This window comes from Streptomyces sp. NPDC096040, from assembly GCF_040303265.1.
Lineage (GTDB): Bacteria > Actinomycetota > Actinomycetes > Streptomycetales > Streptomycetaceae > Streptomyces.
The window spans coordinates 284,444-305,600 of record NZ_JBEOTA010000001.1; the positions used below are offsets into that span (position 1 = coordinate 284,444).

Here is a 21,157-nt window from a genome sequence, read left to right on the forward strand (position 1 = left end):
CGGCCGCTCGAAGCTCACAGGGCGGCGACGCCGCGCTCGCGCAGCGCCTGACCGTACTGCTGGAGCACCCACAACTCGTTCTGCACGGCGGCGAGTTGGGCCGGGTCGCCATTGCTGCCGAGGCGGGTGAGGGTGATCTGGATCTCGTGGATCCGGCGGTCCACGGCCCGGCGGCGGACGGTCACGAGTTGCTCGCCCGCGTAGTTCTCGTCGACGGTGCGGCGCATGATCGCCTCGACGGCGAGCTCGGTGACCATCGCGCGGACCGCGTCGTCGGGCGCCGCCTCACGCACCCTGACCAGGTACTCCTGCGGATCCTGGACGCCCCACTCGCAGCCGCCCGCCTCCATGATGGTCTGGCGCACGGCGGCGTAGGGCGGGGCGGTGAACTCGTCGATGCCGTACGCGTCGAAGGCCGGGGAGACCAACTCGGGCCGCTGGAGAGCGAGTTTCAGCAGCTCGCGCTCGGTGGCGTAGACGGCGTTGCGCAGATTGAGGGCGGGTCCTGAGACGGCCGGGCGCGAGGCGCCGGTGTCGTACGACGGCTGCTGCGGGCCACGGGCCGGAGCGGATCCCCTGCCGCCCTTGTCCCGTGCCCAACGGGCCAGCTGGGCCACCCTCTTCACCACGAACTGGGTGTCGAGGATGCCGAGCATGCCGGCCAGCTCGACGGCGACCTCGTGCTGGGCGCCGCTGTTCTTGATCCGGGCGACGATCGGCGCGGCCTCGTCCAGGGCGGCCGCGCGGCCCGCCGGGGTGTCCAGGTCGTAGCGGGCCACGATCTGGCGGAGCGCGAACTCGAAGAGCGGGGTGCGCGGTTCGGTCAGGTCGACGACCGCCTCGTCACCCTTGGCCAGGCGCAGCTCGCAGGGGTCCATGCCGTCCGGGGCGATGGCGATGTACGTCTCGGCGGCGAACTTCTGGTCGTCCTCGAAGGCGCGCAGGGCGGCCTTCTGACCGGCCGCGTCCCCGTCGAAGGTGAAGATCACCCGGGCGCTGCCGTTGTCCATCAGCAGCCGGCGGAGGATCTTGATGTGCTCGCCGCCGAAGGCCGTACCGCAGGTGGCGATCGCGGTCGTCACCCCGGCCAGATGGCAGGCCATGACGTCCGTGTAGCCCTCGACCACGACCGCGCGGCTGACCTTGGCGATGCTCTGCTTGGCGAGGTCGATGCCGTACAGGACCTGGGACTTCCGGTAGATCGCGGTGTCGGGCGTGTTGAGGTACTTGGGCCCGTTGTCCGCCTCGTACAGCTTGCGGGCGCCGAAGCCGACGACCTCGCCGCCGATGTCCCGGATGGGCCACATGAGGCGGCCGCGGAAGCGGTCGATGGGGCCGCGCCGCCCCTCCTGCGACAGCCCGGAGAGCAGCAGTTCCTTGTCGGTGAAGCCCTGACCGCGCAGATAGCGGGTGAGGTGGTCCCAGCCCTGGGGGCTGTAGCCGACGCCGAAGTGGACGGCGGCGGCCTGGTCGAAGCCGCGCTCGGCGAGGAAGACCCGGCCGGTCTCGGCCTCGGGGCTGGTGGCGAGCTGTTCCGCGTACCAGACGGCGGCGATCTTGTGCGCCTCGACCAGCCGGATCCGCTCGCCGCGCTGGTGGGAGGGGTTGTATCCGCCCTCCTCGTAACGCAGGGTGATACCGGCCAGCCCGGCCAGCCGCTCGACCGCCTCCGAGAAGGAGAGGTGGTCCACCTTCATCACGAAGGTGATGGTGTCGCCGCCCTCCTGGCAGCCGAAGCAGTGGAAGAGTCCCTTGCTCGGGCTGACCTGGAAGGACGGCGACTTCTCGTCGTGGAACGGGCAGAGTCCCTTGAGGTTCCCGCCGCCCGCGTTGCGCAGCTGGAGGTACTCGGACACGACGGCGTCGATCGGGACCGCGTCCCGTACCGCCTTCACGTCCTCGTCATTGATCCGTCCTGCCACGGATGAATCCTACGGGGGTGATGTGACAGTCCCCGCGCCCGGCGAGGTCAGGACAGCAGACTGTCGAGTGCCGCCTTCGGGTCCGCCAGGGCGTCCGTGTCCACGGCCGCCCGCGAAGCGATCAGTTTCTGGATCGGCTCTGTGACATCCCACACGTTGACGTTCATCCCGGCCAGCACCCTCCCCTCCTTCACCCAGAACGCGATGAACTCCCGCTTCCCCGCGTCCCCCCGGATGACGACCTCGTCGTACGACCCGGGCGGTGCCCACCCGCTGTACTCCATCCCGAGGTCGTACTGGTCGGAGAAGAAGTAGGGCACCCGGTCGTAGGTCACGTCCCGGCCCAGCATCGAGCGGGCCGCCGCCGGGCCGCCGTTCAGAGCGTTGGCCCAGTGCTCCACCCGGAGCCGCGTGCCGAACAGGGCGTGCGGGAAGGAGGCGACGTCACCGGCCGCGTAGATGTCGGGGTCGGACGTCCGCAGCCGTTCGTCCACGACGATGCCGCCGCCCTGCGCCCGGTCGGCGATCTCCAGCCCCGCCGCCTCGGCGAGGCCGACGCGCGGCGCCGCGCCGATCGCCGCGAGGACGTCGTGCGCCGGGTGCTCCTCGCCGTCGTCCGTGCGGGCGGCGAGGACCATGCCGTCCTGGCCGACGATCTCGGTGAGCCGTACCCCGAAGCGGAACCGGACGCCGTGCTCCCGGTGCAGCTGGGCGAAGACATTGCCGAGTTCCGGTCCGAGGACGCCGTGCAGCGGGGTCGGCTCGGGTTCGATGACGGTGACCTCGGCGCCGTACGTCCGCGCCGCCGCCGCGACCTCCAGGCCGATCCAGCCGGCGCCCGCGATGACGATGTGCCCGTTGTCCCGGCCGAGGGTGGCGAGGACGCCCTTGAGGCGCTCGGCGTGCGCGAGGCGGCGCAGATGGTGGACTCCGGCGAGGTCGGTGCCGGGGATGTCGAGGCGGCGGGGCTCGGCGCCGGTGACGAGCAGCAGCTTGTCGTAGCGGACGATCGTGCCGTCGTCGCCGAAGCGGACGGTCCGGGCGGCGCGGTCGATCCGGTCCACGGTCTGGCCGAGGTGCAGTTCGATGTCGTTGCGCGCGTACCAGGCGGGCTCGTGCACGAAGACGCTGTCGCGCTCCTCCTTGCCGAGCAGATAGCCCTTGGAGAGCGGCGGCCGCTCGTACGGGTGGTCGCGTTCGTCGCAGATCAGTATCACCCGGCCGCTGAAACCCTCCGCTCGGAGCGTCTCGGCCGCCTTGGCGCCGGCGAGCCCGCCACCGACGATGACGAAGGTCTGGTCCGCGTCGACCACTTGATGCCTCCTCGTAAGGGTGCCGCCACATATGCCGCCCACATGCGCCAGCACTGTGAGCCTCCCGCACGCAGCGTGATGCGGGAAGAGGGAGTGCCCCCCGGTGGCCCGATCATGACCCGATCAGGCCACGGAGGGTCACAAAGTGTTCACATATGCCCCGTCAGCCTCGCATGCAACGACCGTGCGGAGGCGTCGGTGAGCGAGGCGATCTGATCGACGATCACGCGTTTGCGGGCGTGGTCGTCGCCCGCCGTGTCGAACAGCGCCTTGAACTGCGGGTCGAGACCGTCCGGGGCACGGCGGGTCAGCGCCTCGGCGAGCTCGGCGACGACGACCCGCTGCTCGGCACGGATCCGCTCCTGCTCGGCACGCTGCATGACATAACGGTGAGCGATCGCCTTCAGCACCGCGCACTCCATCCGGGCCTCGCGCGGTACGACGAGTTCGGCGCCGTAGCGGGTGAGCCGTCCGGTGCCGTACGTCTCGCGCGTGGCAGCCTCCGCGGCCAGGCAGAAGCGGCCGATGAGCTGGCTGGTGGCGTCCTTGAGACGGGCTTGGGCGACCGCGGTGCCGTCGTAGCCGTGCGGCCACCACTCCTCGTCCTGGAGCCGGTCGAGGGCGGCGGCGAGTTCGGCGGGGTCGGTGCCGGCCGGCACGTATCTGCCGACGGCGACCGCGTAGACCTCCTGCCGTTCCGGCTCGGCTTGCAGGCAGTTGGGGTCGATGTGACCGGCGTGCAGTCCGTCCTCGACGTCGTGCACGGAGTAGGCGACGTCGTCGGACCAGTCCATGACCTGCGCCTCGAAGCAGGTACGGGTGCCGGGGGCCTCCTTGCGGACCCAGTCGAACACCGGACGGTCGTCCTCGTACACCCCGAACTTCGGGGACGCCGGGTCGGTGGGGTGCGCGCCGCGCGGCCACGGGTACTTGGTGGCCGCGTCCAGGGCGGCGCGGGTGAGGTTGAGGCCGACGGAGCCCTCGGGGGTGAACCGTTTGGGTTCGATACGGGTGAGGAGCCGCAGGGACTGGGCGTTGCCCTCGAAACCGCCGCAGTCGTCCGCGAACGCGTTCAGCGCCTGTTCGCCGTTGTGGCCGAAGGGCGGGTGGCCGAGGTCGTGGGAGAGACAGGCGGCCTCGACGAGGTCGGGGTCACAGCCGAGGGCCGCGCCCAGCTCCCGGCCGACCTGGGCGCATTCCAGGGAGTGGGTGAGGCGGGTGCGGGGGCTGGCGTCCCACATCTGGCTGGGGTTGCCGGGGGTGACGACCTGGGTCTTGCCGGCGAGCCTGCGGAGCGCCCCGCTGTGCAGGACACGGGCACGGTCGCGCTGGAAGGCGGTGCGGCCGGGGCGTTTGTCGGGTTCGGGGGCCCAGCGGTCGGCTGACGCCGGATCGTAGGCCGAGGAGGGGGCGGGTGCGGGGACTGCCATGGTTCGACACTACGGGGCGATAGTGACAAACGGGGGGTTCGTGTCGCCCAGTCATGGGGTGGGTTGGGCCGGTGCGCGAGTACGGATGTGTGGGGGCTGGTCGCGCCCACGCGGCGGAGCCGCATGTCGGATACAGCCCCGCGCCCCAACGGGCGCTTGCGCGCCCTTCTAGGCCACCGCCGTCACCGGCGTTTCCAGCGCCTGCTCGTAGCGGTGCAGGATCAACTTCGTCATTGCCTCGTGCGCTCCCAATGGGGCCGAAGCCAGCCACGGAGCCTGACGGGAGCACTCCGTGGCGAAGCGGCCGGGGGCCGTGAAACAGGACGCTACGGCTATGTGGTCGCAGCCCCGTGCCCGGAGGGCGTTCACCGCGTCCGCGACCGTCGGTGTGGCCGCGGAGGCGTAGCCGGGGAGGACCGGAACGCCCAGGCGGGACGACAGGAGGCGAGCCGTCCGCTGGGTGTCGAGCCTGGACTCGGGGTCGCGGGAGCCGGCCGCCGCCAGGACGACCGCGCTCGCCGGGCGGTGGCGCCAGCCGGCCTCCAGCAGACGGGCGTGCAGGGTGTCGGCCAGGAGGGGGTGCGGGCCCAGCGGGCCGGCGACGCGCGTCGGTGCCTGGGCTGCCGCTGCCATCTCCGGGATGTCCCGCTTGACGTGGTAGCCCCGGCTCAGCAGCAGCGGGACCAGGACGGCCGGGGTGTCGCCGAGGGCCGCGAGAGTGTCCGGGAGCAGCGGCTCGTTCAGCTCGATGTGACCGAGGTGCACGCGCAGGGCGGGGCGCCGCTCGCGCACCCGGTCCATGAGCGCCCGCACGGTGCCGAGCGCACGCGGGTCGCGGCTGCCGTGGGCCACCAGGACCAGGGTGGGCGGGACGAGGCGCGGAGGAAGGTCGGACACGGTCATACCGGGATCCTCGCCGGGCGGGATTGCACCCCCGTTGCCTGACCGTCACGAGAGTTTTCGTACGCTTCACGGCACGAACCCGGCCGCTGTGAGCGAACCGGAACGCCCTGGTCTGCGTCCTCCAAGGTCGAAGCCGGCAGGGGGAGATCAGGGGGAACAACCGTATGAAGATCCGCCGACCGCGTCTGCCGCGTACCCGCACCGGCAGACGGCGCCTGGTGCAGGGCGTGATGGCCTGCTGCGTGCTGGCGCTGCTGCCGGCCACCTGGCTGTACGTGTCCACGGCCGACCGGCTGCACACGATGGCGGACGTACCGCGCACCGACGTCGCGGTCGTCTTCGGCGCGGGCCTGTGGGACGGCGAACCGTCGCCGTACCTCGCCCACCGCCTGGACGCCGCGGCGAAGCTGTACCGGGAGGGTCGCGTCAAGGTCGTCCTCGTGACCGGGGACAACAGCAGGAAGGACTACGACGAGCCGGACGCCATGCGCACCTACCTGACCGGGCACGGGGTACCGGACAAGCGCATCGTCAGCGACTACGCCGGCTTCGACACCTGGGACTCCTGCGTCCGCGCGAAGAAGATCTTCGGCGTTGACCGGGCCGTACTGATCAGCCAGGGCTTCCACATCCGGCGCGCGGTGGCGCTGTGCGAGGCGGCGGGGGTGAAGTCGTACGGGGTGGGCGTCGACGCCAAGCACGACGCGACCTGGTACTACGGCGGGACGCGGGAGGTCCTGGCGGCGGGAAAGGCGGCCCTTGACGTGGTCTTCGAGCCCAACCCCCAGTTCCTCGGAAAGAAGGAACCGGGGGTGTCGGAGGCGCTGGCCGCGGCAGCTCGCCAGGCCCGTCAGACCGGTTAGGCCGGTCAGGTCGGCGAGGCCGTCAGGAGCGTGGGGTGGTATCGGCGTACGTGGCGGCGGTCGCGGTCGCGACTGTGACCGAGGCCGAGGCCGTAGCCGGGTGGCGTGGTCGGCCGCCGCCGGTGCGCGGACGGAACGCGCGGGTCTCGACCCGTTCGTCGTCCGCGCCGCCGAGGTGTTCGAGACCGCCGTCGGGGGTCCAGCGGCCGAGCGCGCCGGTACGGACCATGGCGCGGCTCTCGCCGAGGAAAGGGTCGGGTGCGTAACGCCCGGCGTTCGGCCGCGCGTCGCCGAGGCGCCCCGCCGGGACGCAGTCGCCGCCCGCCACACCTCGCCGGTCTCGCCGACGGGCAGCGGCCGGCGGTCGGCGTCGAGGACGTACACCGTGGTGTTGGGGACGGGGCGGCCGACGGCCGGTCGCCCGGCGGCCGGATCGTGGCGGCCCATGGTGTGGACGGTGATCGTCTCGGTCGAACCGCAGCAGTCGAAGAAGGCGCTCTGCCGCGCCCAGCGAGGTCGCCGGCACCCCTGCCGGCACGCCCTGCGCCGCGCCGGTCAGCCGGGCAGCCCGCGGGCCCGCCAGTCACCGCCCTCGATACGACGGCCTTCCGCACGCAGTTCGTCGGCCACCACGTCCCCCGCGAGGTACACCCAGGCCCGGACGCCGGCCCCGTCCCGCCGTCGTACGACGTCCCGCCGCACGCGCACATACAGACTGCGCGGGTCCCCCGGCACGCACTCCTCCAACTCGTCCAGTTCCACGAGGAGTCGGTCGTACGCCTCCGGGCGGGCGGTGACCAGTTCGCCGCTCAGTTCCCCGCCGGGCTCCTCGACGGCGTAGGGGTAGCCGGGCCCGTCGTAGAGCACCGCGTCCAGGAGGCGCCCGGGTTCCTCGGACGCGGTCCGCCCCCGCAGGAACAGGTCGTGGTTGATCTCGCCGGGGCGGAGCGTGCCGTAGACGAAGAACGGGAGGTGGTGGGGGTTCCGGGCGGTCACAGGAAGGATTCTCCACCCCCTCCACCCCCACACACATCTCCATGGAGGCGCTATGGACATGGACTTGTCATGGCCTCTTAAATCGCTGTCGTCATCAGCGCCACCCCACGCCTCAGAGGCGCTTCTCAAGGAGATCGATGAGCCGGACACGGAACGCCCGAGTTTCCCGTCTCGCCACGGCCGGCGTCGCCGCCACCACCGCGACCCTGCTGGCCGCCGCCCTCTCCCCCGCCGCCCACGCCGACGCCGGACCGACCCGGGCCACCGCGATCGAGAACGCGGCGCAGGCGCTCGTCCGGTACGCCGGCACCCTCGGACTCACCGCCACCGAGAACACCGAGGTCCGGGACGTGATCGTCGACAAGAACGGCACCCAGCACGTCCGTTACGACCGCACCTACCGCCGACTCCCGGTACTGGGCGGCGACTTCGTCGTCCATCTCAAGCAGGACGGCACCTACCGCAGCGCCGACCGGGCTACCCGGAGCGCGATATCCCTCGCCTCGATCGTCCCGGACATATCCGCCCCGAAGGCCGCCGACCTCGCGGTGAACGCGCTGCGGGCGGCGAACCTCGGCGATGCGCTGAAGCAGGTGCAGGCCAGGCCGGAGCTGGTCGTCGACGCCCTGCACGGCACCCCGAAGCTGGCCTGGCGCACCAACGCGGTCGGCAAGGACTCGCTCGGCAACCCGGTCGCCCGCACGGTGCTGACGGACGCCCGCACCGGCGCCCAGATCGACGCCTGGGACAGCATCGAGACGGCGACGGGCGACGGCAGCTCGCTGTACAGCGGCACGGTTCCGCTGGAGACGACGCTCTCCGGATCGACGTACAACCTCACGGACCCGACACGCGGCAACACGTACACGGGCGACGCGGCCAACAAGACGGACCTTTGCGTCTTCGGCATCTGCATCAGCCGCGCGCCGTCGACGGTGTTCACGGACACGGACAACCACTGGGGCGCAGGGGCGGCTTCGGACCGTTCCTCGGCGGCCGTCGACGCCCAGTACGGCACCAACGAGACCTGGGACTACTACAAGAACGTCCACGGCCGCAACGGCATCGCGGGCGACGGCAAGGGCTCGTACAACCGTGTCCACTACGGCAGCAACTACAACAACGCCTTCTGGGACGACAGTTGCTTCTGCATGACGTACGGCGACGGTGACGGGACCACCCTCGGCCCGCTGGTGGCGCTGGACGTGGCCGGCCACGAGATGACCCACGGCGTCACCGCCAAGACCGCGGCACTGACGTACTCGGGCGAGTCCGGCGGCCTGAACGAGGCGACCTCCGACATCCTCGGCACACTGGTGGAGTGGTACGCGAACAACTCCTCCGACCCGGGCGACTACCTGATCGGCGAGAAGATCGTCCGTTCCGGCTTCGGCAGGGCGGCGCTGCGCTTCATGGACCAGCCGTCGAAGGACGGCAGTTCGGCGGACTACTGGAGCTCGTCGGTCGGAAATCTGGACGTCCACTACTCCTCCGGAGTCGCGAACCATTTCGCGTATCTCCTCGCGGAGGGCAGCGGCGCGAAGACCATCAACGGCGTGAGCTACAACTCGCCGACGTACGACGGCTCGACAGTGACCGGGATCGGGAGGGACAAGCTGGGGGCCATCTGGTACCGCGCCCTCACGGTCTACATGACGTCCTCGACGAACTACGCGGGCGCGCGGACGGCGACCCTGAACGCGGCGAAGGACCTGTACGGGGCGGGCAGCACCGAGTACAACGCGGTGGCCGCGGCGTGGAGCGCGGTGAACGTGAACTGACCCGTCGATCCGGCGGGTGACGACGGCCGCCCCGGCGAACGAACGGGGGCGGCCGTCACATACGGCCCAGACAAAAGGGAACAGCGCGATTCAAGGAACATACGGAATTAAGGAGCACGTGGAATCCAGGAATGCCCGAACCACTTCTGGGGGGACTCCATGGGGAGGTTGTGCAGTTTCGGTGACGACTCGCTGAATAATCGAACTCCGTTGACCGGCCAGGTACTTGCGGCAATTCTTGTTGTGCACTAACTAGATAAATCATGAACTTGTTCAGCCGTCCCCTCACGTCCCGCCGCGCAGCCGCCCCCACGGCTCCGCCGCGCCCCACGGTCACCCCGGCTGCCTCCTCCCCCACCTCCGCCCCCGTCCTGCTGGACCCCGCCCTCGCCGCCCTCACCGGCGAATGGACCATCGACCCGGCCCACAGCAGAATCGGTTTCTCGGTCCGGCACGCGATGGTGACGACGGTCCGCGGGGCCTTCACCGAGTACAAGAGCCGCCTCTACTTCGACGGCCGCGACCCGTCCCGCTCCCAGGCGGAGCTCATCCTGTCCACGGGCAGCGTCGACACGGGAGTGGAGCAGCGTGACGCCCACCTGGTGGGCCGCGACTTCCTGGACGCGGCGACGTACCCACGCATGCGCTTCGCCAGCACGGCGGTCCGCCTCAAGTCCCCCGACGTCTACGTCATGACCGGCGACCTGACCATCAAGAACGCGACCCGCCCGGTCGACCTTGAACTCACCTACATAGGCAACGTCACGGACCCCTTCGGCTACCAGCGGGTGGGCTTCGACGGCACGACCACCATCAACCGCATGGACTGGGGCCTGTCGTACAACAGCCGGCTGGCGGAGGGCGGCGCGATGGTGAGCGAGACGGTGCGGCTGCAGTTCGACATCGCGGCGATCCGGATGGTGCCGGAGGGGGGCTGAGCTGCAGCTGTGCCATCAGGGCCAGGAGCCGTTCAAAGCGACGGAACGAGCCTGACCACGGTCACGGTCAGGATGGATCCGGAGACGTAGTAGAGCACGATGGCACCGAGGACCGTTGCCTCGCGGCGGTCGCGCTCGCCCCTGACGCCGGTCGATCCGTGCCCGTCCGGATCTCGTCCGACGGTCGCCGCCATCGCTTCCCTGAACGCATGGGCATCGCGCGTCTTGGCCAGGGTGTCGTCGGCGGGCGGGGCGTAAGCGATGCGGTAGGTCAAGCGACGCCCCGCCTCTCGGACTCGTCCGCCGCCAGGCGCTGAAGCAACGTCTCCGCCTCCGGGTCGGGAGCGGCTTCGAGCATCCAGTGCCGCATGACCGCGTGGATGTCCTGCACACCGGCTTCGCCGATGGCCCGGTCGAACTCTTCGCGGCGCTTCTCGGGGAGGGCCGCGCGGATGTCGGGGATGCTGTTGGGAACCTCGACCTCGACGCCGTTGACGAAGGTCTTCAACGGTTCGGCCATGGTCGTCCTCCTCCGGGTCGGGGGTGCGCTGCCGCCACCGTGATCGGCGAGAACTGCCGGCCGCGCGAGATCGAGCTCGCACCACACGGACTTCCCGACGGTGAGCTCTTCGACGCCCCATCGGTCGGCGATCTCGCACAAGATGAGCAGCCCGCGACCGAACATCTCGTCCTGCGACGGATCGCGCGGGCTCGGCAGCAACTCCCCTTTCGGGTCTGAGACGACCACGCGTAAGGCACCTTCGGTGAGGGTGAGTTCGACTCGGAAGAGCCGGTCACGCAGACAACCGTGCAGTACGGCGTTGCCGCCCAGCTCGGAGACGAGCAGGGCGGTGTCGGAGGCCAGCTCCGGGTGCCCCCAGTCGGTGACGAGGCGGTGCGCCCGACCGGAGTACGTACGGGCACTGAGGCGGAGCCCTGCGGCCACAGTGACCAAGAGCCCCGAGCCGGACGACAAGTTCATCGAGGCTCGTCTCGCCCGACAGCGGCGCCTTTACGACGACCCGCCACTGTCACTGCGCGTGACGATCTACGAGGCGGTTCTCCGCAACTTCCCCGGCGGCTCCGCGACGGCCGAAGGCCAGCTCGACGAACTGGTGAAGGCGGCCGACCTACCCAATGTCGACCTGCGGGTCTTCCCTTTCACCGACGGTACACACTCGGGCCTCAACGGCTCGTTCAACGTCATCTCGTTCGCCGCGCCAGGAGCTATGGACGTCGTCTACGTAGAGGCCCCCTTCGCCCAGCGCTGGGTCGAGGGCGGGCAGGGCGCAGCTGCCTACGACGAACTGTTCGAGAAGATCACCGAATGCTCGCTGGACGAGCGGGAGTCGGTGTCCTTCCTCCGCAAGCTGCGCAAGGAGTTGTAACCGTGGCCGAACTCGATTACCGCAAGTCCAGCTACAGCGACGACGCGGCCGAATGCGTCGAGATAGCCACCAACGTCCCGACAACCGTCGCCATACGAGACTCCAAACGCCCCGCCGGCCCCTCCCTCCACCTCGCCCCAACCACCTGGGCATCCTTCCGGACAGCCCTCCAGGAAGGCAGGCTGTAGCTCCGGCCTCGGTGAACGTAATTGCTCAGGAGCTTCGGATCGGAAGCCGTGACTGCGACCCCGGGACCGCCGAATGGCAGCGGCAGAAGGCGAGTTCCCCGGCAGGGCGGATAGGGCGATCGAGCAGGCGACGGTGGCCGGGGCCTCGCCGGCGATGTCGGCCAGGTCCCTTTCGGGAACCTCTTGACCGGTGCGTCGGCGCGAATTCCGCCTGCGCCGCCTGCACGCGCGGTGCTCTGGTGATCGCAGGCGACGGCGAGGACGTAGCCGGGCTGCCGTTGCCCCGGCGCGGCCCGCGGGTGTGTGGGTTGCTCCCCTGACATCGCCACCGACAGCCCATGACACACGAGGATTGCCGGCAGCCTGGCAGCTGGACGCATCCCCTGAGGGGCAGGCGCTGCCCGGCCCGAGGGCTCCTCGGCTCTGAGCGAGGGCGGCCCGACGGCCCCCTCACCCGTTCACCCATCTCGGACCCACCATTCGTGTGTTTTTCATACCGGACCCTTCGCGACCCCCTTGACCTGCCGGAACTCCCCCGCAACCGGCACCCCGAGCCCCCTCCATGACACCCGTTCATCCCACACCCGACGAAATCTCGGGGAGCGGGCCCGGCCCGTTGGCTCTTTCCTCGGTAGAGCAAGGGAGTGGGACGAGTCCGACGAGGGAGCACCATGCGACGCACTGTCCGTCCGCTGACCGGGGCCGCGCTCGCCGTGGCCGCGGCCGGGCTCGCCGCCGCGCCGGCGTACGGCGGCAGTACCGGCAGCCTGGACGTCTACCCGTCGACCACGGCGCCGGGCGCCCAGGTCTCGGTGAACACGGCTGCCTGCGGGGAGAAGTCGTCCGCGCTCGGCGACGCCAGTTCGGTGGGCGCCGGGACGTTCACGCTCGCGCCCAGTGCCCATGAGGGCGAGGCGATCGGCCAGTTCCAGGTGCCGCCCAGCGCGCAGCCGGGGACGTACGAGATCGTCGCGAAGTGCGCCGAGGGGAACCGGCAGGTGACCGGTGACCTGACGGTGGCACTGACACCGGCCGGTGGGCAGGTGCAGCCCCACGGCAGTGTGAAGACGGGGGTCGGTGGTGCCCTGGGCACCGACCCCGTGCAGACCGCGGCGGGTGTGACGGCTCTGGCCGTTGCCGCCGCGGGCGGTACCTGGCTCCTGCATCGCCGGGCGAGAGGCGACGGGATCTGACGGACACCCTCCGCTGTCCGTCCGCCGGTACCGCACATCCCACCCCCTCCGGGTCCGACGCCCCTCGCGGCCCGGAGGGGGTAGGGGGTCAGGTTCGTTAGAGGCTGTCACCTTCGGGAAGCCTCTCACTTTTGTTAGAGGCGGCGCCCCCGCTACACCGGGGCGCTCCCGCTAACCCCTCACCCCCGCGTTAGAAGCTCTAACCTCCGAAAAAGGGGTTCGCATGCGCAAGATCGGGGACACCGCGATAGCCGCCGTAACCGTCCTTGCCCTCGGCTCAGGCGTCTGGCTCCTCGGCCCCGGCTCCGGCCCGCACACCGCGCCACCCCAGCCGTCCGCCGCCGAGGGCCGCCCCGACCCCGGCGAGGAACGCCTCGAAGCGCCGGCGCTGCCGCCATCCCCGCCCACCCGCATCCGCATCCCCGCCATCCATGTGAACGCCCCCCTCATGGGCCTCGCCCTCACCCCCTCCGGCAGCCTCGACGTCCCGCCCGCCGGCAACAAGAACCTCGCCGGCTGGTACGAGTCGGGCACCGCACCCGGAGAGACGGGCACCGCGATCGTCGCCGGCCATGTGGACAACACCGAGGGGCCCGCCGTCTTCTACGACCTCGGCGCCCTCAAGCGCGGCGCGACCATCGAGGTGGACCGGCAGGACAAGGCCGTCGCCGTCTTCACGGTCGACGCGGTGGAGGTGTACCAGGCCCGGAACTTCCCCGACGAGAAGGTCTACGGAGCCGCGCAACGCCCCGAACTCAGAGTCATCACCTGCGGCGGCGGCTATTCCCGGGCCACCGGCTACCAGGGGAACGTCGTCGTCTTCGCCCACCTGACCGGAAGCCGCTGACCGGCGGCGGCCTGCACAACCGCGCCGGCCCGCGCCCCCGTCGCGGACCAGCCGCTGACGTACGGCCGCCCAGCGCCGTACACAACCGCTCTCCCCGCGCGACCGGCAGGCACCCGCCGGCCGACGGCGCGGGCCGCCCGCTCGCCGGGTTTCCCCACCTCACAGCCCCGCCCGTCTCGCCCCCAGACCCCTCACACCCCACCCCCGCCCCCGAAGAGGGCAGCGTTCCGTGCGGGAAACAGGGGGGATGCGGCCGGGTAACGTCCGCCGCGCACGCTCCTGGGCATGACCTCGAATACGCGTGTGGTGGTGATCGGCGCCCGCGTCGAGGCACGCCCCGGCCCCGACGTCGTACCAGTCGGCGGAGCCACCCGGGGCACGTTCACCGACGATGGAGGCTCCTGATGACCACCGCCCCGGGGGCCACCCCCACGATCGTGCTCGTCGGCCACGGGATGGTCGGGCAGCGCTTCCTGGAAGCGCTGGCCGAGCGCGGCCTGACCGCCACGCACCGCGTGGTCGTGCTGTGCGAGGAGCCGCGTCCCGCGTACGACCGGGTCGCCCTCACCTCGTACTTCGCGGGCAGGTCCGCCGAGGAACTCTCCGTGACGGACATGGAGTTCATCGACGCCCACGGCATCGAGCTGTACGTCGGCGACCCGGCGGAGACGGTCGACCGCGCGGCGCGGAAGGTGACGGCCAGGTCCGGCAGGGTCTTCGGTTACGACACGCTCGTGCTGGCCACCGGCTCGTACCCGTTCGTGCCGCCGGTCCCCAACAAGGACGCCGAGGGCTGTTTCGTCTACCGCACGATCGAGGACCTGCTGGCGATCGAGGAGTACGCGAAGTCGAGGGCGACCGTGGGTGCCGTGGTCGGCGGCGGTCTGCTCGGACTTGAGGCGGCGGGCGCGCTCAAGGGGCTCGGACTCACCGCCCACATCGTGGAGTTCGCACCCCGGCTGATGCCGGTGCAGGTGGACACGGGTGGTGGGGCGGCCCTGCTGCGCACCATCGAGGAGATGGGCCTGAGCGTGCACACGGGCGTGGGCACCCAGGAGATCGTGACGGACGAGGCGGGCGCCGTCGTCGGTATGAAACTGTCCGACGGGTCCGAACTCGCCACCGACATGGTGGTGTTCAGCGCCGGGGTACGGCCGAGGGACCAACTCGCCCGGGACTGCGGTCTGTCCGTGGGGGAACGCGGAGGCATCGCCGTCGACGAGCAGTGCCGTACGGTGGACGACCCCCGGGTCTTCGCGATCGGCGAGTGCGCGCTGGCGGCGGACGGCCGGGTGTACGGCCTGGTGGCGCCGGGGTACGAGCAGGCGGCGACGGCCGCGGCCACCATCGCCAGCGACGAATCCGCTTTCACCGGCGCGGACTTGTCCACCAAGCTCAAGCTGCTCGGCGTGGACGTGGCGTCCTTCGGCGACGCGCACGGCACGACCGAGGACTGCCTGGACGTCGTCTACTCCGACTCCCGCTCGGGCCTGTACAAGAAGCTGGTCATCGGCCGGGACGGCACGCTGCTCGGCGGCATCCTGGTCGGCGACGCGGACGCGTACGGCACGCTGCGCGCCCTCACCGGCTCGGTCCCGCCCCTCTCCCCGGAGTCCCTGGTCCTGCCGGCCGGCGCGAGCGGCGGCGCTCAGCTCGGCCCGTCCGCGCTCCCCGACGACGCGGTCATCTGTTCCTGCCACAACGTCAGCAAGGGCACGATCCGCGACGCGGTGACCGAGCACTCCTGCACCACCGTGCCGGAGGTGAAGAAGTGCACCAAGGCCGGTACCGGGTGCGGCAGTTGCGTCAAGGTCCTCGGCCAGCTGGTCACGGCCGAGCTGGAGGCGTCCGGCGTCGAGGTCGACAAGGGCCTGTGCGGCTGCTTCGCGCAGACCCGCGAGGAGCTGTACGAGATCGTCCTCGCCCTGCGCATCAACACCTACCGGGAGCTGCTCGACCGTTACGGCCGGGAGGGCGCCCGGGGCGGCGACGGCTGCGAGGTCTGCAAGCCGGCGGTGGCGTCGGTGATCGCCTCCCTCGCTCCGACGATCGGCGCGAGCGGCTATGTCCTGGACGGCGAACAGGCGGCACTCCAGGACAGCAACGACCACTTCCTGGCCAACCTCCAGAAGAACGGCTCGTATTCGGTTGTTCCGCGTATCCCCGGCGGTGAGATCACCCCCGAGGGCCTGATCGTGATCGGTGAGATCGCCCGTGACTTCGGTCTCTACACGAAGATCACCGGCGGTCAGCGGATCGACATGTTCGGCGCGCGGGTGGAGCAACTCCCGCTGATCTGGACACGGTTGGTGGACGCGGGCTTTGAGTCGGGGCACGCGTACGGCAAGGCGCTGCGCACGGTGAAGTCCTGCGTCGGCCAGACCTGGTGCCGTTACGGCGTCCAGGACTCGGTCCGGATGGCGATCGACCTGGAGCTGCGCTACCGGGGCCTGCGTTCGCCCCACAAGCTCAAGTCGGCGGTCTCCGGGTGTGCCCGCGAGTGTGCGGAGGCCCAGTCGAAGGACTTCGGCGTCATCGCCACCTCCAACGGCTGGAACCTCTACGTCGGCGGCAACGGCGGCGCCACTCCGCGCCACGCGGATCTGCTCGCCCAGGACCTGACCGACGCCGAACTGGTCCGCCTGATCGACCGCTTCCTGATGTTCTACATCCGTACGGCGGACCGCCTGGAGCGCACGTCGACCTGGCTGGAGCGGATCCCGGGCGGCCTGGACCACGTCCGTGACGTGGTCGTCGAGGACTCCCTCGGCATCTGTGAGGAGCTGGAGTCCCTGATGGCGGCGCACGTGGCCAACTACGCCGACGAGTGGGCGTCGACCGTCAACGACCCCGACAAGCTCTCCCGGTTCGTGTCCTTCGTCAACGCCCCCGACACCCCCGACCCGGTCGTCGGCTTCGTGCCGGAACGCGACCAGATGAAGCCCGACCTGCCGCTGCTGTCGATCGGCATGCGCCCCGCCGAAGACGTTCTGGAAGGAAGCGCCCAGCGATGACCCTGGCACCCGAGACCACCGATCTGAAGGTCCAACTCCGGTTGGGCGACAGCTGGTTCACGGTCTGCGACCTGAGCCGGCTGAGCCCCGGCCGGGGGGTGGCCGCGCTGCTGCCGGACGGCCGGCAGGTCGCCGTCTTCCGCGACCGCGTGGACCGTCTGTACGCGATCGACAACCGCGACCCCTTCGGCGGCGCGGCGGTCCTCTCCCGCGGCCTGACCGGCACCCACCGGGGCCGCCCGTTCGTCGCCTCGCCCCTGCTGAAGCAGCGCTTCGACCTGGTGACCGGCCAGTGCCTGGACGACGAGAGGGTGCGGGTGACGGTCTACGCGGTACGGGCCGCCGTGAGCAGCACCTGAAGGAGACGTCGGCGCTCCTCCTCAGAGCCCCCTACAGCTCCTTCAGGACGTCCTCGTAAGAGACCCCGGTGAGCCGCTGCGACGCGTCCCAGAGGCGTTGCGCCATGGTGTCGTCGAGGGTCCAGGGTGCCCGCCAGGAGGGGGCCGGGGCGCCCCGCCACATCGCGATCGCGGGCCCGGTGAAGGAGTCGGGCCGTACGCCGCGAGCGGTGGCCGCGTACAGCGTGGGCAGCGCCCCGGCCTCGGCGGACTGCGCGAAGACGACGTTCGCGGCCGCCGCCACCCGCTCGGCCCCGCGCCGTCCTTCGGCACGGGGCCCGGCGGTCTGCAGGTTGGTGGACGCGTACCCGGGATGGGCGGCGGCCGCGACGAGGTCGCCGCCGTGGGCGTCGACGCGCCGGGCCAGCTCGTGGACGAAGAGCAGGTTGGCGGTCTTGGACCGGCCGTAGGCGACCCAGCGCCGGTAACGGCGGGCGCTGTTGAGGTCGTCGATGTCGATGTTGGCGAGGACGTGCATCATGCTGGAGACGGTGACGACACGGGCGGCGGGCGTGCCCAGCAGAACGGGCATGAGCAGCCCGGTGAGGGCGAAGTGCCCGAGATGATTGACCCCGAACTGCGTCTCGAACCCGTCCGCGGTGGTCCCGTAGGGCGGCGCCATCACCCCGGCGTTGTTGACGAGGAGATCGAGCCGGCCGTACGGGAACGAGTCGGCGAAGTCCCTTACCGAGGCCAGGTCCGCGAGGTCGAGCCGTCCGAACTCGATGTGCGCGTCGGGCACTTCTGCGGCCATCCGGTCCCCGGCCTCGTGTCCCCGCGCCTCGCTCCGGCAGGCGAGCACGACCCGGGCACCCTTCCGGGCCAGCTCGCGCGCGGTGACGTACCCGAGCCCGCTGTTGGCCCCGGTGACGACGGCGACGCGGCCGGTGAGATCCGGGACGTCACCGCTCCAGCCGCTGCTGCGCATGAGGGCGCCCTCCACAGGTGGGGGTCTGTGTCGCGGCCAGCCTACGGGGGCGGGGCACGGCAGGACACCGGACGCGGCCGCACGCCGTACGAACCGCTCGGCGACGCGCGGGTAGGGTGCCGGAATGATCGGCATTCCGCAGGCGCTGGCGCGCGGCACCATCGACCGCGAGGGTGACCGCGGGGCGTCCTGGATCGCCGGGCTCCCCGCGCTCGTCGAGGAACTGCTGGAGCGTTGGGACTGCGTACCCGACGGCGAGGTGACGCACGGGGGCGTGGCAGTGGTCGTCCCGGTACGGCAGCGGCCCACCGGCGGGCGGCTCGTCCTGAAGGTGTCCTTCCCGCACCCGGGCAACGTCCACGAGCCGGACGCGTTCGAGGCGTGGGAGGGCCGGGGAGCGGTCCTCCTGCACCGGCGGGACGACGCCCGTTTCGCCCTGCTCCTGGAGCGGGCCCACATGTCGACGCTGGCGGCGCTCCAGTCCGACGACGAGACGGTGGTGACCGTCGCCGGCCGCCTGAACCGCCGCCTGGCCGTCCCGGCGCCGGCGGGGCTGCCCCGGCTGAGGGACCACGCCGGCACCTGGGAGACGGAGCTGCGCAGGGACGCGGCGGAGCTGACGCACGCGCTCCCGCCCCGCGTGGTGGACGCGGCCGTCGCCACGGCGCGCGAACTGGGCCACGACCAGCCGGACACCCTCGTCCACGGCGACCTGCACGCGAGAAACATCCTGCGGGCGGACCGGGAACCGTGGCTGGCGGTCGACCCGAAGGGCTGGGTGGGAGACCCGGCGTACGACGGCGGCACGCTGCTCAACTCCCGCGGCCTGTCCCTCATGCGGGCGAACGATCTGCCGAAGACGGTCCACCGCCTCCTCGACATCTTCGCCGAGGCGGCGGAACTCGACCGCGAACGCGTCCGGCGCTGGGCACAGTTCCACGCCGTGCAGGCGGCGTTCTGGGGCCGCCGGCACGGCTCCGGTATCGCGCGCGGCGGTGCCCGACTGGACCGCCTCACACAATTCGTCGACGAACTGGCGGAGTTGCTGGCCGTTTAGGGACAGGGCGGCGTCTCGGTTCGGTTCGCCCCGGCTCGGCTCGGCTCGGCTCGCTCGTCACCGTCGTCCGCCGAACTCCCAGTCGTGCACCTCTGTCTCCGCGTACCGGTGCCGGGCCAGCACGGTCCGTGCCCGGTCCGGGTCCGGGGCCCGGACCAGTGCCGCCGTGCCCAGCCAGCTGGTGGCGTCGTCGGACAGCAGCGGGCCGAAGGCGATCAGCTCGTCGCGGTCGATGCCGGATGGCAGGCCGGGGCCGGTGCCGGTGCCGGTCGGCAGGCCGGGGTCGCCGCCGGCGTCGGCCCGCACCGGCCCCAGACCGAGCACCAGGTACCGGTTGCCGCCGGCCCGGCCGCCGGGGAACTCCCACATGGTGCGGCCCAGCAGGTTCCGCCACCGGCGAAGCAGCACGTCCCGGTACACGCCGGCCTGGTAGTTGGGCTCGTCGAAGGCGAACGCGCGGGCAGCGGCCGGGTCGGGCAGTTCGACGATGTGCACACTGCCGGTGGGCGTCTCACCGTCGGCCCCGAAGGCCGGTCCGCGGGCGATCAGCTCCGCCTCGTACCGGTCCATGTAGGACCAGTGCTCCTCCACCAGCTCCTGGCGCAACGCCGGCGAACCGGCCCGGTCACGGTGGTAACAGAAGAACTCCATGGCACGGCACCCTTCCGCAACGCGAGCCGGCGTCCCAACACAATTCCCTTCCCCGCGAGTGTCCGCACACGAAGGGGGCGGCGTACGCCGACGGGGTGTGTGCGAACCGGATCCCCCAAGCCAAGGTCAGCAGTCAGGCGACGCGGCGCAGGGCCTCGGGTGTGAGATCGGCGAGCGTCGGGTATCCGTCGACGGCCATGATCAGGTCGGCCTCGGCCAGCAGGGCCCGCAGCACATGGACGAGGCCGGCTTCACCTCCGTACGCGAGACCGTATGCACAAGGACGGCCGACGCCTACGGCGGTCGCGCCCAGGGACACGGCCTTGATGACGTCGGCTCCCGTCCGTACCCCGGAGTCGAACAGGACGGGCAGGCCGTCGGCGGCCTCGACCACGCCGGGCAGCGCGTCGAGGGCGGGCAGACCGCCGTTGGCCTGGCGGCCGCCGTGGTTGGAGCAGTAGATACCGTCCACGCCGCCGTCCTTGGCCCGGCGGACGTCCTCGGGGTGGCAGATGCCCTTGAGGATCAGCGGCAGATCGGTGATCGACCGCAGCCAGGGCAGGTCGTCCCAGGTGAGCGGGTTGCCGAAGATGCCCGCCCACAGGGCGACCGTGCCCTGCGGGTCGTCCTCGGGACTCCGCCCGCCGAGCAGGGAGCGGAAGACGGGGTCGCTGGTGTAGTTGGCCAGGCAGCTACCGCGCAGCTGCGGGAAGTTGCTGGTGCTCAGGTCCCGTGGCCGCCAACCGGTGATCCAGGTGTCCAGGGTGACCACGATCCCCTTGAACCCGGCCTTCTCGGCCCGATGCACCAGGCTCTCGGCCAGCTCCAGGTCGGTGGGGGTGTAGAGCTGGAAGAAACCGGGGGTGTCGCCGAACTCGGCGGCGACCTGCTCCAGCGGATCGACCGTCAGCGTGGAGGCGACCATCGGTACGCCGGTACGGGCGGCGGCACGCGCGACGGCGAGATCGCCGTGTCCGTCCTGCGCGCACAGCCCGATCACCCCGACCGGTGCCATGAACAGCGGCGCGGCCAGCCGCATCCCGAACAGCTCGACGGACAGATCCCGCTCGCGGGCCCCCACCATCATCCGCGGCACCAGCCCCCACCCCTCGAACGCGCTGACGTTGGCCCGCTGGGTCCGCTCGTCGCCCGCGCCGCCCGCGACATACGACCGCAGAGAGGCGGGCATCGCGGCCAGGGCCAACGGTTCCAGATCGTCGTACGTCATCGGGAACCGCGGCATCACCCCGCGCAGCCCGTCGAGGTAGATCTCGTTCTGGTAGTCGGCGAAAGCCATGATCCAGACCTCCTTCACGCCCCCGCCCGCCGGGTGCGGGCGCTCGGGTC

At 71.1% G+C, this 21,157-nt stretch carries 21 protein-coding genes and 2 pseudogenes; 10 read left to right on the plus strand and 13 right to left on the minus strand.

Going from position 1 to position 21,157, the window contains the following annotated elements; genetic code table 11:
* Window positions 1-14 precede the first annotated feature (14 nt).
* The 4 genes from dnaG to ABTY98_RS01310 all read right to left on the minus strand — a co-directional run bounded on the left by dnaG (window position 15) and on the right by ABTY98_RS01310 (window position 5,568).
* Complete coding sequence (gene dnaG / locus ABTY98_RS01295) at window positions 15-1,922, minus strand: DNA primase (RefSeq protein WP_352218776.1); 1,908 nt, start codon at window positions 1,920-1,922, stop codon at window positions 15-17.
* Window positions 1,923-1,969: 47 nt separating this feature from the next.
* A complete protein-coding gene (locus ABTY98_RS01300; protein WP_352218777.1) occupies window positions 1,970-3,235 on the minus strand; it encodes an NAD(P)/FAD-dependent oxidoreductase in 1,266 nt (421 codons plus the stop codon).
* Between the two features lie 149 nt (window positions 3,236-3,384).
* Entirely contained in the window at window positions 3,385-4,665 is a 1,281-nt protein-coding gene (locus ABTY98_RS01305; RefSeq protein ID WP_352218778.1) for a deoxyguanosinetriphosphate triphosphohydrolase, read from the minus strand.
* Between the two features lie 168 nt (window positions 4,666-4,833).
* Window positions 4,834-5,568, minus strand: coding sequence for a sirohydrochlorin chelatase (locus ABTY98_RS01310; protein WP_352218779.1), 735 nt, complete (start codon window positions 5,566-5,568; stop codon window positions 4,834-4,836).
* A 164-nt stretch (window positions 5,569-5,732) separates the two neighbouring features.
* Between ABTY98_RS01310 and ABTY98_RS01315 the strand changes: the two genes are divergently transcribed.
* Entirely contained in the window at window positions 5,733-6,431 is a 699-nt protein-coding gene (locus ABTY98_RS01315; RefSeq protein ID WP_352218780.1) for a SanA/YdcF family protein, read from the plus strand.
* Window positions 6,432-6,453: 22 nt separating this feature from the next.
* On the opposite strand, the gene ABTY98_RS42225 is transcribed toward ABTY98_RS01315, so the two are convergent.
* From ABTY98_RS42225 to ABTY98_RS01325, 3 genes and pseudogenes are all read right to left on the minus strand, one after another.
* On the minus strand, window positions 6,454-6,759 hold the full coding sequence (locus tag ABTY98_RS42225) for a hypothetical protein (RefSeq protein WP_502994112.1): 306 nt from the start codon (window positions 6,757-6,759) through the stop codon (window positions 6,454-6,456).
* 56 nt (window positions 6,760-6,815) lie between these two features.
* Window positions 6,816-6,878 (minus strand): annotated as a pseudogene (locus tag ABTY98_RS42230) (hypothetical protein); the annotation flags it as partial.
* 108 nt (window positions 6,879-6,986) lie between these two features.
* Window positions 6,987-7,427 carry a gamma-glutamylcyclotransferase family protein gene (locus tag ABTY98_RS01325; RefSeq protein ID WP_352218781.1) on the minus strand — a complete coding sequence of 147 codons (441 nt, stop codon included), beginning with the start codon at window positions 7,425-7,427 and terminating at the stop codon, window positions 6,987-6,989.
* A 137-nt stretch (window positions 7,428-7,564) separates the two neighbouring features.
* On the opposite strand from ABTY98_RS01325, the gene ABTY98_RS01330 reads away from it, so the two are divergent.
* Complete coding sequence (locus ABTY98_RS01330) at window positions 7,565-9,208, plus strand: M4 family metallopeptidase (RefSeq protein ID WP_352218782.1); 1,644 nt, start codon at window positions 7,565-7,567, stop codon at window positions 9,206-9,208.
* Window positions 9,209-9,471: 263 nt separating this feature from the next.
* A complete protein-coding gene (locus ABTY98_RS01335; protein ID WP_352218783.1) occupies window positions 9,472-10,146 on the plus strand; it encodes a YceI family protein in 675 nt (224 codons plus the stop codon).
* A gap of 32 nt (window positions 10,147-10,178) precedes the next feature.
* Here the strand turns inward: ABTY98_RS01335 and ABTY98_RS01340 are convergent, their stop codons facing one another.
* The 3 genes and pseudogenes from ABTY98_RS01340 to ABTY98_RS01350 form a co-directional block, all read right to left on the minus strand.
* Window positions 10,179-10,421, minus strand: coding sequence for a hypothetical protein (locus ABTY98_RS01340; RefSeq protein WP_352218784.1), 243 nt, complete (start codon window positions 10,419-10,421; stop codon window positions 10,179-10,181).
* Complete coding sequence (locus tag ABTY98_RS01345; RefSeq protein WP_352218887.1) at window positions 10,418-10,666, minus strand: hypothetical protein; 249 nt, start codon at window positions 10,664-10,666, stop codon at window positions 10,418-10,420. The genes ABTY98_RS01340 and ABTY98_RS01345 overlap by 4 nt, the downstream gene beginning before the upstream one ends.
* A gap of 105 nt (window positions 10,667-10,771) precedes the next feature.
* Window positions 10,772-11,128, minus strand: a pseudogene (locus tag ABTY98_RS01350) (ATP-binding protein); the annotation flags it as partial.
* Here ABTY98_RS01350 and ABTY98_RS01355 point away from each other — a divergent pair.
* The 6 genes from ABTY98_RS01355 (at window position 11,094) to nirD (ending at window position 17,135) form a co-directional block, all read left to right on the plus strand.
* Window positions 11,094-11,534, plus strand: coding sequence for a DUF5753 domain-containing protein (locus ABTY98_RS01355; RefSeq protein WP_352218785.1), 441 nt, complete (start codon window positions 11,094-11,096; stop codon window positions 11,532-11,534). The pseudogene ABTY98_RS01350 and the gene ABTY98_RS01355 overlap by 35 nt on opposite strands.
* A gap of 2 nt (window positions 11,535-11,536) precedes the next feature.
* On the plus strand, window positions 11,537-11,722 hold the full coding sequence (locus ABTY98_RS01360; RefSeq protein WP_352218786.1) for a DUF397 domain-containing protein: 186 nt from the start codon (window positions 11,537-11,539) through the stop codon (window positions 11,720-11,722).
* A 671-nt stretch (window positions 11,723-12,393) separates the two neighbouring features.
* Entirely contained in the window at window positions 12,394-12,915 is a 522-nt protein-coding gene (locus ABTY98_RS01365; RefSeq protein WP_352218787.1) for a GVDTG sorting domain-containing protein, read from the plus strand.
* A 223-nt stretch (window positions 12,916-13,138) separates the two neighbouring features.
* Window positions 13,139-13,762 (plus strand): class F sortase, encoded by a 624-nt coding sequence (locus tag ABTY98_RS01370; protein WP_352218788.1) that lies wholly within the window; start codon window positions 13,139-13,141, stop codon window positions 13,760-13,762.
* Window positions 13,763-14,166: 404 nt separating this feature from the next.
* Window positions 14,167-16,776: a nitrite reductase large subunit NirB gene (gene nirB, locus ABTY98_RS01375; protein WP_352218789.1), complete on the plus strand. Its 2,610-nt coding sequence runs from the start codon at window positions 14,167-14,169 to the stop codon at window positions 16,774-16,776.
* The gene (gene nirD / locus ABTY98_RS01380; RefSeq protein ID WP_352218790.1) at window positions 16,773-17,135 is read left to right on the plus strand and encodes a nitrite reductase small subunit NirD; all 363 of its coding nucleotides are present in this window, start codon (window positions 16,773-16,775) and stop codon (window positions 17,133-17,135) included. The genes nirB and nirD overlap by 4 nt, the downstream gene beginning before the upstream one ends.
* 31 nt (window positions 17,136-17,166) lie before the next feature.
* Here the strand turns inward: nirD and ABTY98_RS01385 are convergent, their stop codons facing one another.
* The gene (locus ABTY98_RS01385; RefSeq protein WP_352218791.1) at window positions 17,167-18,102 is read right to left on the minus strand and encodes an oxidoreductase; all 936 of its coding nucleotides are present in this window, start codon (window positions 18,100-18,102) and stop codon (window positions 17,167-17,169) included.
* 124 nt (window positions 18,103-18,226) lie between these two features.
* Here ABTY98_RS01385 and ABTY98_RS01390 point away from each other — a divergent pair, with 124 nt between their 5' ends.
* A complete protein-coding gene (locus ABTY98_RS01390) occupies window positions 18,227-19,159 on the plus strand; it encodes an aminoglycoside phosphotransferase family protein (RefSeq protein ID WP_352218792.1) in 933 nt (310 codons plus the stop codon).
* A gap of 57 nt (window positions 19,160-19,216) precedes the next feature.
* Here ABTY98_RS01390 and ABTY98_RS01395 read toward each other — a convergent pair whose 3' ends face one another.
* Together ABTY98_RS01395 and ABTY98_RS01400 are read right to left on the minus strand one after the other, a co-directional pair.
* Window positions 19,217-19,810 (minus strand): YciI family protein, encoded by a 594-nt coding sequence (locus ABTY98_RS01395; RefSeq protein ID WP_352218793.1) that lies wholly within the window; start codon window positions 19,808-19,810, stop codon window positions 19,217-19,219.
* Between the two features lie 133 nt (window positions 19,811-19,943).
* Window positions 19,944-21,107, minus strand: a complete 1,164-nt coding sequence (locus ABTY98_RS01400) for an alpha-hydroxy-acid oxidizing protein (protein ID WP_352218794.1) — start codon at window positions 21,105-21,107, stop codon at window positions 19,944-19,946.
* Window positions 21,108-21,157: the final 50 nt, after the last annotated feature.

Bases quoted from the DNA above. Each gene is read 5' to 3' on its own strand.
- ABTY98_RS01305 (WP_352218778.1), bottom strand. From the start codon at position 4,665: ATGGCAGTCCCCGCACCCGCCCCCTCCTCGGCCTACGATCCGGCGTCA.
- ABTY98_RS01310 (WP_352218779.1), bottom strand. From the start codon at position 5,568: ATGACCGTGTCCGACCTTCCTCCGCGCCTCGTCCCGCCCACCCTGGTC.
- ABTY98_RS01315 (WP_352218780.1), top strand. From the start codon at position 5,733: ATGAAGATCCGCCGACCGCGTCTGCCGCGTACCCGCACCGGCAGACGG.
- ABTY98_RS01330 (WP_352218782.1), top strand. From the start codon at position 7,565: ATGAGCCGGACACGGAACGCCCGAGTTTCCCGTCTCGCCACGGCCGGC.
- ABTY98_RS01335 (WP_352218783.1), top strand. From the start codon at position 9,472: ATGAACTTGTTCAGCCGTCCCCTCACGTCCCGCCGCGCAGCCGCCCCC.
- ABTY98_RS01345 (WP_352218887.1), bottom strand. From the start codon at position 10,666: ATGGCCGAACCGTTGAAGACCTTCGTCAACGGCGTCGAGGTCGAGGTT.
- ABTY98_RS01365 (WP_352218787.1), top strand. From the start codon at position 12,394: ATGCGACGCACTGTCCGTCCGCTGACCGGGGCCGCGCTCGCCGTGGCC.
- ABTY98_RS01370 (WP_352218788.1), top strand. From the start codon at position 13,139: ATGCGCAAGATCGGGGACACCGCGATAGCCGCCGTAACCGTCCTTGCC.
- nirB (WP_352218789.1), top strand. From the start codon at position 14,167: ATGACCACCGCCCCGGGGGCCACCCCCACGATCGTGCTCGTCGGCCAC.
- nirD (WP_352218790.1), top strand. From the start codon at position 16,773: ATGACCCTGGCACCCGAGACCACCGATCTGAAGGTCCAACTCCGGTTG.
- ABTY98_RS01385 (WP_352218791.1), bottom strand. From the start codon at position 18,102: ATGCGCAGCAGCGGCTGGAGCGGTGACGTCCCGGATCTCACCGGCCGC.
- ABTY98_RS01390 (WP_352218792.1), top strand. From the start codon at position 18,227: ATGATCGGCATTCCGCAGGCGCTGGCGCGCGGCACCATCGACCGCGAG.
- ABTY98_RS01395 (WP_352218793.1), bottom strand. From the start codon at position 19,810: ATGGAGTTCTTCTGTTACCACCGTGACCGGGCCGGTTCGCCGGCGTTG.
- ABTY98_RS01400 (WP_352218794.1), bottom strand. From the start codon at position 21,107: ATGGCTTTCGCCGACTACCAGAACGAGATCTACCTCGACGGGCTGCGC.